Source organism: Gammaproteobacteria bacterium, assembly GCA_016716465.1.
Taxonomy (GTDB): Bacteria; Pseudomonadota; Gammaproteobacteria; order SZUA-140; family SZUA-140; genus JADJWH01.
The window spans coordinates 646058-656383 of the sequence record JADJWH010000004.1 but is presented as its reverse complement, the minus strand read 5'-3'; the positions used below and the strand labels follow the sequence as shown (position 1 = coordinate 656383).

11 protein-coding genes are annotated in these 10326 nt (G+C 67.2%); 5 read left to right on the top strand and 6 right to left on the bottom strand.

Annotated features, from left to right (window positions below; translation table 11 throughout):
* On the top strand, positions 1-426 hold a 426-nt coding region (locus IPM20_10855; protein MBK9132117.1), incomplete at its 5' end, for an ROK family protein.
* Positions 427-529: 103 nt separating this feature from the next.
* Here the strand turns inward: IPM20_10855 and IPM20_10850 are convergent.
* From IPM20_10850 to IPM20_10840, 3 genes are all read right to left on the bottom strand, one after another.
* Positions 530-916, bottom strand: a complete 387-nt coding sequence (locus IPM20_10850) for a pentapeptide repeat-containing protein (GenBank protein ID MBK9132116.1) — start codon at positions 914-916, stop codon at positions 530-532.
* A gap of 79 nt (positions 917-995) precedes the next feature.
* On the bottom strand, positions 996-1874 hold the full coding sequence (locus tag IPM20_10845) for a ketohexokinase (GenBank protein ID MBK9132115.1): 879 nt from the start codon (positions 1872-1874) through the stop codon (positions 996-998).
* A gap of 24 nt (positions 1875-1898) precedes the next feature.
* Positions 1899-2198 (bottom strand): hypothetical protein, encoded by a 300-nt coding sequence (locus IPM20_10840; GenBank protein ID MBK9132114.1) that lies wholly within the window; start codon positions 2196-2198, stop codon positions 1899-1901.
* Between the two features lie 94 nt (positions 2199-2292).
* Between IPM20_10840 and IPM20_10835 the strand changes: the two genes are divergently transcribed.
* Together IPM20_10835 and nfi are read left to right on the top strand one after the other, a co-directional pair.
* Positions 2293-2835, top strand: a complete 543-nt coding sequence (locus tag IPM20_10835; GenBank protein MBK9132113.1) for an ankyrin repeat domain-containing protein — start codon at positions 2293-2295, stop codon at positions 2833-2835.
* A complete protein-coding gene (nfi, locus tag IPM20_10830; GenBank protein ID MBK9132112.1) occupies positions 2828-3493 on the top strand; it encodes a deoxyribonuclease V in 666 nt (221 codons plus the stop codon). The genes IPM20_10835 and nfi overlap by 8 nt, the downstream gene beginning before the upstream one ends.
* 44 nt (positions 3494-3537) lie before the next feature.
* Here nfi and IPM20_10825 read toward each other — a convergent pair whose 3' ends face one another.
* The 3 genes from IPM20_10825 to IPM20_10815 form a co-directional block, all read right to left on the bottom strand.
* On the bottom strand, positions 3538-4698 hold the full coding sequence (locus tag IPM20_10825) for an HlyD family efflux transporter periplasmic adaptor subunit (protein ID MBK9132111.1): 1161 nt from the start codon (positions 4696-4698) through the stop codon (positions 3538-3540).
* A gap of 301 nt (positions 4699-4999) precedes the next feature.
* On the bottom strand, positions 5000-7366 hold the full coding sequence (locus IPM20_10820; protein ID MBK9132110.1) for an ABC transporter permease: 2367 nt from the start codon (positions 7364-7366) through the stop codon (positions 5000-5002).
* Between the two features lie 3 nt (positions 7367-7369).
* Positions 7370-8080 carry an ABC transporter ATP-binding protein gene (locus tag IPM20_10815; protein ID MBK9132109.1) on the bottom strand — a complete coding sequence of 237 codons (711 nt, stop codon included), beginning with the start codon at positions 8078-8080 and terminating at the stop codon, positions 7370-7372.
* 250 nt (positions 8081-8330) lie between these two features.
* Between IPM20_10815 and IPM20_10810 the strand changes: the two genes are divergently transcribed.
* On the top strand, positions 8331-9368 hold the full coding sequence (locus IPM20_10810; protein MBK9132108.1) for a formylglycine-generating enzyme family protein: 1038 nt from the start codon (positions 8331-8333) through the stop codon (positions 9366-9368).
* The gene (locus IPM20_10805) at positions 9365-10276 is read left to right on the top strand and encodes an SUMF1/EgtB/PvdO family nonheme iron enzyme (protein MBK9132107.1); all 912 of its coding nucleotides are present in this window, start codon (positions 9365-9367) and stop codon (positions 10274-10276) included. Before IPM20_10810 ends, IPM20_10805 begins: the two co-directional genes overlap by 4 nt.
* Positions 10277-10326 lie beyond the last annotated feature (50 nt).

Below are 10326 nucleotides of genomic sequence, written 5' to 3'. Positions count from 1 at the left end.
GCCGGTGAATGGGGCCACAATCCGCTCGATGTCACAGGACCGCCGTGCTACTGCGGCCGGCGCGGGTGCGTCGAGACATTTCTCTCCGGCCCCGGCTTCGTGGCCGATTATCAACGCGCGGGCGGCATGGCCATCACGCCGCCCGCGATCGTGGAGGCGGCACGCGCGGGGGAGGCCTTGGCGCGGGCCTGCCTGGCGCACTATCTGGAGCGCTTCGGGCGCGCGCTCGCCGTCGTGGTCAACATCCTCGACCCCGACGTCATCGTCCTGGGCGGTGGCATGTCCAACGTCGACGAGTTATATACGGAAGGCCCCGCGCAGGTACGCCGCCACGTCTTCCACCCCGACTGGCGCGGCCGCATCGTCAAAAACCGCTGGGGCGATTCCTCCGGCGTGCGCGGTGCGGCGTGGCTGTGGGATGAATAAAGAACAGCACTGAGGAGTCAGGACTAAGTAAGAAACAAAAAACGTGGAATTGGGCCCATTGCGATAAAGCCGGACAGCAAACTTGCGGTTTTTATCCTTGCACTCAGTCCTGTCTCTTCTCGACCTTGATCTCCAGCCCCGCGAACGTCCCCGCGGCGGTGTGCGCCGCCGGCAGCCGCGCGCCGGTCAGCACGGCGCCGTCGAGCTTGGCGCCGGACAGATCCGCCTGTGACAGATCGGCGTCGGTGAGGTCGGCGCCGGACAGGTCGGCGCCGGCAAGATTGGCCTGCGCGAGATCGGCGCCGGCGAGCCGGGCCAGTCGCAGGTCGGCATGCGCGAGGTTGGCGCGCGTCAGCCGCGCCCGCGACAGGTCGATCTGCACCAGATTGGCCTCGGGCAGATCCGCCCCGGCCAGATCCGCCCCCGCCAGCGCCTCGGCCTCGATGCGCAACAGCCGGATGAAACCCTTCTTGTCGTAGATCTCGATCATGGATAAATTGGGGACAGATTTATTTTCCGGAATTCCTTGTTAGGTTAGAGAGTTACAAAAAATAAATCTGTCCCCAATTTCAGGCCGGGGCGGCGGCCAGCGAAGGGAGGCGCAGCCCCTCGACGCCGCATTTCTCGCCCGCGAGCCGGCAGCCCTGCGCCAACACCGCGGCCAGCGGCTCGCCGCGCAGGCGGGCGTCGATCACGCCGGCATTGAAGGTGTCGCCGGCGCCCAGTGTATCCACCACCGCCGGCGGAGGACAGGCCGGGGCATGCAGCTCGAGGCCGTCACGATCGATCCCCCAGGCGCCCTGCTCGCCCCAGGCGCACACCAGGTCAACGCCGGGCAATTCGCTCCGCAGTCCGCGCAGAAATGCCTGCGGCGTAGCGGCACGGGTCATGGCGTAGTCGCGTCCGAACAGGATCAGGTCGGCATGGGCGAACAGGCGCTCGATCCCGTCGCGCGGCTTTTCCACCTCCAGCGAGCATGGCAGCCCGCCGTGCGCCTTGGCGCGCTGCAGCATCCGCGCGGTCTCCTCGACATTACGGCCCTCGAAGTGGCACCAGTCGTAGTGCGACAGGTCGATGCGCTGAAACGCCTCGAACGGATATTCCGGCAGGTCGCGGTAATGCACGATGGTACGCGAGCCGTTACGGAGGTTGTGCACGATGTAGGAAATCGGCGTGTGCGCGCCGGCGAAGACCCGGCACGGGGCGATCCCCACGGCATGCGCGGCGAGGTCGTCGCGGATATACCGGCTGTCGGGATCGTCGGCCATGGACCCCGCCAGCGCGCAGCGATGCCCGAGCTGGGTCAGCACCGTCAGCGTGTTGGCCGTATTGCCGCCGCGCCGGATCGACTGGGCGCTGGCGCGCACCTTGGCATCCTCCGCGGGATAGCCGTCGACGCTGTTGATGATGTCGAGGGTGGCGATGCCGATGCCGAGGATGTGCGCCATGCGAAGCGGACCGTTCAGCGGGCGTCATGGCCCCTTCGGGCGCATAACCGAGAGCGGCATGTAGGTGATGTTGAGAAAATCGAGCAGCAGCCACACCGGCACCAGATACAGCAGCGGCGTGATGGTGTGCTCGAGCCAGGCCCAGAAACCGAACCAGGCCGCGACCCAGACATAGATCATGTAGGCGACCACCATCAGCCAGGGCTGCGCGCACAGGCGCGCCCCGCAGTTCGGGCACTGGATGATGCGCCACATCCCGGCGCGGTACTTCTCGGTGAGCGGGATCGCGTCTTGCTTGCAGCTCGGGCAGGGGTACTGTTTCATGGATGGGCCGGCCAGGGAATACCTGGCGCCCATGATACCCGGCGCCCCCGACCCAGGCCAGCCGCGGCCGCGAATAATGGTAAAATCCCGGGCCATGCGCCCAAGAGACCTCTCCTGCCCCGCCCTGCTGCTCGGCCTGCTCCTCCTCGGCGGCTGTGACAACAATACGCCGCTGATGAAGGCGGTAATGCACGAGGATATCACCGAGGCGCAAAAGCTCGCCGCGGAGGGCGACGTCAACGCGCGCAACAACTATGGCTGGACCGCGCTGACGCATGCCGCGCGCGTCGGCAACACCGAGCTCATCACGCTGCTGCTCGACCGCGGCGCGGACATCAACGCGCAGGATGAATCGGGCGCGACGGCGCTGATCCGCGCCAGCACCAGGGGAAATACCGAGGCCGTGAAGCTGCTCATCGCACGCGGCGCCGACGTCAACCTCGGCGACAGGACCCGGGCCACCGCGCTGCACTGGGCCGCGAACCGTGATCACATCGACATCGTGCAGATGCTGATCACCGCGGGCGCCGATCTCACCGCGCGCGACGAACAGGGCATGACGCCGATGATGGCGGCGATGAACAAGGGACGCAACAACATAGCCTTGCTGCTGCAGCGCGCCGGCGCGCGTGAGTGAGGCCGGCGCGAACCGCCACCCCTGGGATCTCGATCCCGCGCAAGCCGTGGGCTTGCAGCGCCGCCTCGCCGCGCTGGTCAGGCGCGAAAACGCGTTCGGCCCGGTACGTTACGTGGCCGGGGTGGACGTCGGCTTCGAGGACCGCAACACGGTGACGCGCGCCGCGGTGGTGGTGTTGGACTTTCCCGCGCTCACCGTGGTCGACCAGGCGGTGGCGCGGCGGCCGACGACCTTCCCCTACATCCCCGGTCTGCTGTCGTTCCGCGAACTGCCCGCGGTGCTGGACGCCTTCGAGGGCCTGGCCGTGCCGCCCGACCTGATCCTGTGCGACGGCCAGGGACTCGCGCACCCGCGCCGCTTCGGCATCGCCTGCCATCTCGGGATCTGGCTCGATCGACCCACGATCGGCGTCGCCAAGAGCCGGCTCATCGGGACGCATGAGGAAGTTCCGCCCGCGAAGGGCGCCCAGCAGCCGCTGATGGACCGTGGCGAGTGCATCGGCGCCGTGGTGCGCACGCGCGCCGGCGTGCAGCCACTGTACATCTCCATCGGCCACCGCATCGACCTGCCAACCGCCGTCGACTACGTGCTGCGCTGCACCACCCGCTACCGCCTGCCGGAAACGACCCGGGCGGCGCACCGGCTGGCATCGAATTAAACGGGAACGGGGACAGATTTCAAATCTGTCCCCTCACATCTAGGTCACCGCATCTTCACCCGCGCCCCATCCTCCAGCGTATCGTCCGGGTGCACGATTACGATCTCGCCGCCCGTGAGGCCGCCGAGCACCTGCGCCTGCAGGCCGTTGCGGTGGCCGATCTCGAGCTTGTGCCGGCGGGCGCGTCCGTCCTCGAACACGAAGGCATACCAGTCGCCGCCGGCGCGGAACAGGGCGCTGGACGGGATCTGCAGAATATCCGGCGCCTCCCACAGGATGAAGGCCGCCTCGACGCGATAACCATCGCCGAGTCGCGCCCACTGCTCCGGCGGCGAGGTGATATCGGCGATGACCAGGACCCGCTGCTCCTCGACACCCAGCGCCGAGATCTTGGTAAAGCCGGCGGGCTCCACCACGCGCACCACGCCGGTCAGCGGTTCATCACCGCCCCAGCGCGCGAACTCCACCTGCATACCCGGGCGGATGCGCACCGCATCGTCCGACAGGACGTCGACCTCCACCTCCAGCGCGTGCGCGTCACCGACGTCGATCAGCGCCTCGCCGTTCGCCACCACGCCCTCGCTTTCGCGATGGACCGTCAGCACGCGCCCGTCCACGGGTGAACGCAGGGTGATGCGTTCCGGAGTCTCGCCGCGCTCCTGTGCCGCCGAATAGGCGAGCGCGGTCCGGGCGGCATCGAGATCGTGGCGCGCGACCTCGACCTGGAGCTGGGCCGCGCGCAGCGCGGCCTGCGTACGCTCGGCCTCGGTGCGCGCGCGATCCTCCTGCTCGGCACTCGCCAGCTTGCTCCTGCGCAGCTCCAGCACACGCTCATGCTCGACGCGCGCGAGCTGCGCGCCCGAGGCGACGGCGGCGGCGTTTTCCTTCGCCGCGAGATGGGCGGCACCGGCCGCGGCCACGCGCGCCTCCGCCGCCGCCCGGCTGCGCGGATCGAGCACATCGGAGGGCAGCGGCTCCAGCACCAGCAGCGGCATCCCCCGCTTCACCTCGTCGCCCACCTTGAGGTCCACGCGGCGGGCATAGGCGGCCACCGGCGCCGAGATCGTGAAGCGGTCGATGACGCGCGTGCGGCCCTCTTCTTCCACCGTCACGCGCAGGGTGCCGCGTTCCGCGCGCGCGGTATCAACAGCGACCGGCTGCGGCCGGAAACCGTAGACCAGCAGCGCCAGCACCAGCAGGGCGATGCCGAGGTATGCAATGCGAGTACGCCAGCGTTTCAATGTTCGACTCCCAGGTTCTTCTGTCCGATCAAACCCCGCGGTACATAACGTGTCAAGTGTCTGACTCCTCGTCCATCACGGCCTTGACTCTGACTCATTCCAGTTCCGCATCCTTAGGCACGTAGCCCGGATGAAGCTCAGCGGATCCGGGAGCGGGTCAGGGAATTGCTTCCCGGATGCCGGCGCTGCGCGCCTCTATCCGGGCTACATGCTCATTAATAATCACCCATTACCCATCACGCCGTTGGTCCTGAGTCCTCAGGTCCTATTCTTTTGTTTTCAGCACACCGATCAGGTCCAGCCGATCGAGGCGGCGTCGCACCACCAGGCCCGACACCACCGCCGCGGCGATCACCACGGTGGCGGCGAAGGCATAGGTGTTGGGCTGCAGGATCAGCGGGATGCGATAGAGGTCGTTCTGCAGATTGTAGGCGATCATCCAGCACAGCAGCCGCCCGGCGTACAGGCCCAGCGGCAGCGCGACCAGGGTCAGCAGGCCGAGCTCGCCGAGCAGGATGTACGAGATCTCGCCGCGCGTGAAACCGAGCACGCGCAGACTGGCCAGCTCGCGGCTGCGCTCGGTGAGCGCGATGCGCGCGCTGTTGTACACCACCCCGAAGGCGATGATGACGGAGAAGATCATGGCGACGAAGGTATAGAACAGCAGGGACTCGTTCATGGTCTTGTTGAAGTTGCGGATCTCCTGCTTGCGCAGCGCCACGCCGGCCACGCGCGGCATGTCCTTCAGGGCGCGGTAGAGACGCGCCAGCTCGTCGCCGTCGCCGACGGCGAGCCAGGCACCCGAGATCGCCGGGCCCTCGCGCATGAAGCGGTTGAGCGCGCCGAGTTCCATATAAGCGGACACACCGAGATATTCCTTCACGACGCCGGCCACCTGCGCCTCGCGCACCGGGCGGCCGCCTTCGAGCACCTCGACGGTCAGCCGGTCGCCCGGCCGAACGCCGAGCATCTCGGCCAGGTAGTCGGTCAGGATCACTCCCGAGGACGGCAGCTCGATCGGCCGCAGCTCCGCATCGAGCAGGCGCTGCAGGTCGCCGCCCGGCTGCATGCCCCGGATGGCGGTGCGATAGCTGTGGTGGCCGAAGCGCAGCTCGACCGGGACGCTGCGCTGCACCTCGACCCGGCGCACACCGGGCAGGGCGGCCAGCTCGTAGCGCGCGCGGTAGGACGTCGGCTCGGTGAACACCAGAGAGATATCCTCGCGCTGCGACATGCCATATTGAACCTCCAGCATGTAACCGACCGTGTCCTTCTGGAAATGGCCCGTCATGGTGATGCCGCAGGCGACGGCGATGCCGCACACCGTCACCGCGGACTTGAACGGCCGCCGGCCGATGTGGCGCAGGATCATCCGGTTCGGCGGCGTCAGCCAGCGCCGCAGCCCGAGCCGTTCCGGCCACGACTCGCGGTAGCGCGCGGGCGGCTCCGCCTGCATGGCCTCGGCCGGCTTCAGCACCGCCGCGCGGCGCACGGCCAGGAGGGTGCCGAACGCCCCCGCGCCCACGCTCGCCGCGGTCGCCTCGATCAGCACATGCGCATTCAGGATGAAGGCGAGATAGGGAAAGCGGAAGAACTCCATATAGATCTTGCCCATCAGATGCGCGAGCCAGGCGCCGGTGGCGATCCCGCCGACGACGCCGAAGGCCACCACCAGCAGCACCAGCTTGAGGTAGTGCCAGGTCACGGCGGCGTTGCCGTAGCCGAAGGCCTTCAGGATCGCGATCTGTTCGCGCTGCAGGCCGACCAGGCGCGTGATCACCACGTTGAGCAGGAAGGCGGCGACGCCGAGGAAGATGACCGGAAACATCTTCGACATCATCGCGAGCTGATCGAACTCCTCGTCGAGGAACCGGTGCGAGCGCTGATCCTCGCGCCCGTAGGCGCCGAGCCCGCCGTAGCGGTCGAGCAGGCGGTCGAGGCGGTCGATGACGTCGTGTTCGCCGGCGCCAGCGGCGAGCTCCAGCACGACGTCGTTGAAGGCGCCGTCCATATCGAGCGCGTTGCCGAGCGCCTTGCGCCCCATCCACATGACGCCGTAGCGCTTGTAATCGGGGAAGATGCCGCCCGGACGCAGCTGATGGATGTATTCGGGGGACAGCGCCGTACCGACGATGACCAGAGACTGACGTCGCCCGTTGATGACCGCGGCGAGCCGGTCGCCCGGCGTGAAGCCGTGCGCCTCGGCGAAGGCCTCGCTGACGATGACCTCATCCGAACGATAGGGCTCGACGTAACGGCCGCTGCGCAGGTACAGCCTGTTGAGCGGCTGATGGCCCTCGTCCGGCACCGAAATAATGAGCCCGGTCACCGGTTCGGCGAAACCCTCGACGTCGATGTTTACCCCGGCCACCACCCGGGTCTCGACCCGCGCCACGCCCGGGATCGCCTCGATCTGGCGGCGCAGGCCCTCCGGCGCGCGCTTCAGGCTCACGAACACATCCGCGAAGCGGTTGTGCGAATAATAGTCGGCGCGCGTCGCGCGCAGGCTGTCGAGGATGGCGATGAACATGATGTAGGTCGCGACCCCGCACAGGATCACCAGCCCGATCGCCACCGCCTGCCCCTTCATGAGCCAGAGGTCACGCCACAGCTTGCGGTCGAGCGCGCGCATCGGCTACCAGCTCAGTTGCCCCGGCGCGACGCGCGCGGCGTTGCGCTCCTCGCTCTGGATCAGGCCGTTGCTCAGATGGATGACGCGATCGGCCATGCCGGCGATGACCACATTATGGGTGATGACGACGGTCGTGGTGCCGATCTCGCGATTGACGCGCTCGATCACCTCCAGCACCTTGATGCCGGTGGCGACATCGAGCGCGCCGGTCGGCTCGTCGCACAGCAGCACCGCCGGCCGCTTCGCCACCGCGCGCGCGATCGCGACCCGCTGCTGCTCGCCGCCCGACAACTGGGCCGGAAAATGATTCATCCGCTCGCCGAGGTCGACCAGCCGCAGCGCCTCCTCGGGTGTCATCGGATTCTGCGCGATGTCCGTCACCAGCGCGACGTTCTCGCGCGCGGTGAGGCTGGGGATCAGGTTGTAGAACTGGAACACGAAACCGACGTGCTCGCGCCGGTAGGCGGTCAGCTCGGCGTCGTCGTAACGCGTCAGCTCCCGCTCGCCGTACATCACGCGGCCGCCGGTCGGCGTGTCGAGCCCGCCCAGGATGTTGAGCAAGGTGGATTTCCCACTGCCGGAGGGGCCGAGCAGCACGACGAACTCCCCACTGAAGAGGTCGAGGTCGATGCCGCGCAGGGCGTGCACCTCCACTTCACCCATGTGGTAAACCTTGGTGAGACCGTGGGCCTGAAAGACGGCGGCGGGATTCATGGCGCGGAATTCCCTCTGAAATTGCGAAAGAATTGTAGCATCGAATAAATGCAGGACTAAGGCGTAATGGGTGATTAACGTAGATGTAGCCCGGATGGAGCGGAGCGGAATCCGGGAAATCCATCAGCAACCATTCCCGGATTCCGGCGCTACACGCCTCCATCCGGGCTACATGCAATGACACATCACCCATCACACCCTTGATCTCGTGACTGGGTCCTGTGCCTAAAGTGTTATCATTTCCCCACCCATGTCCCTCCGCGCCCTCATCGCCCGAGCCCGCCCCGCGGGCCTGCTGCTCGCCGCCGGTGTGTTCGCGAGCGGGACCGCGCTGGCGGCGGCCGATCTCAAGAGCCTGCATCACAGCCGGGAGATCGAGCGCTGCGCGACCTGTCACACCCAGACCGATTTCTCCCGCCTCGACCTGACGCGCGGCTGCTCCACCTGTCATGAAGACGGTGAGCGCGGCGGCCCGCTCAAACCGCTGGCCGGCGCGAAGTCCGCGGACCCGGAGCTCGCCGACGGCGACACCCTCGGCCTGGAGGGCGAGATGTACTACGAAGGCACGCGCTTCGGCGCCGCGCCCGGACCGATGGTGCGCATCCCGGCCGGGGAGTTCCGGATGGGCAGCAATGACCGCCTGTCCGACGAGGGGCCGGAGCACACCGTGCATCTCGATGCCTACCTGATCGACAAATACGAAGTCACCAACCTGCAATACCAGGCATTCATCGAGGCGACCGGGCGACGCGCGCCGGACGATTTCGAGGACCGCGCCCCGCCGCGCGGCAAGGCCGATCATCCGGTCACCTTCGTCAACTGGTTCGACGCCCGCGACTACTGTGCCTGGGCCGGCAAGCGCCTGCCGACCGAGCAGGAATGGGAAAAGGCCGCGCGCGGCACCGACGCGCGCATCTTTCCCTGGGGCGACGAATTCAATATCCGCGCCGCCAACACGCCGGTCCGCTGGGCGCGTCTCGGGCGCGAGGGCGATACCACGCCGGTCGGCGCCTTCAAGGCCGGCGCGAGCCCCTACGGGCTTGAGGACATGTCCGGCAATGTATGGGAATGGACCGCGTCCTGGTACCTCCCGCATCCCGGCAACACCACGAAGTCGGAAAACTTCGGCGAGATCTACAAGGTGCTCAAGGGCGGTTCGTGGTGGGATTGCTCGTTCTACAAATGCGGCATCTCGGCCCCCACCTTCAATCGCAGCTTCTTCAACGCGCGCGTGAAGAACTCCTCCTTCGGCTTTCGCTGCGCAAGCGACGCGGAGGGCGGACAATGACGCGCATCCTGTTCATGCTGCTGCTGGCGGTCGTCGCCGTGGCCGCCGGCGCGGGCGAGATGATCGAGATACCGGCCGGCGACTTCCTGTTCGGCAGCGACCTGCTCGATGGCGGGGCGAACAGCCGCGAGCTCGGCCTCAACAAGCCACTCTACCAGGACGAGCATCCGCAACAGAAGATCCCCCTCGGCGCCTTTCTGATCGACCGCTTCGAGGTCACCAATGCCGATTACCGCGCCTTCGTGGTCGACCAGAACTACTGGCTGCCGGACCCGTGGCAGGGCAACGGTTTCCTGCTTGAGCGCCCGATCCTCGAGGTTGCCGACCTCCCCACCCTGCGCCGCCTGGCGGCGGATACCTTCAACCTGAACCGCGATACCCGCATGCTGGACAAGAACGCGCTGCTGGACGCGATCGAGTCCAGGCGCCACGAACTGGAAAACCTGCCCGTCAGCGGGGTGAGCTGGGAGGACGCGCGGCGCTACTGCGCCTGGGCGGGCAAGCGCCTGCCGACCGAACGCGAATGGGAAAAGGCCGCGCGCGGCACCGACGGGCGCGAATTTCCCTGGGGCAACGAATGGTCCCTCACGCGCGTAAACGCCGGTCGCGGCGAGGAATACGGCGTGATGCCTGTCGGATCGCTGCCGGCGGGTCGTTCTCCCTACGGCGTCGAGGACATGGCCGGCAACGTCATGGAATGGGTCTCGGACTGGTACCAGCCCTACCCCGGCAACGACCAGCCCTCGAAGGACTACGGCGAGCGCTTCAAGGTCGCGCGCGGCGGCGGCTGGGGCGGCGTTGGCCACTATGTCATGAGCCACTTCTACCGCACCGCGTACCGTTTCTATCTGAAGCCGGAATCGCGTTTCAACGACCTCGGTTTCCGCTGCGCCGGTGACAAGAAGTGAACATCGGCTGCCTGGGGAATGGGGACAGATTTGTCGGGAATATGGGGACA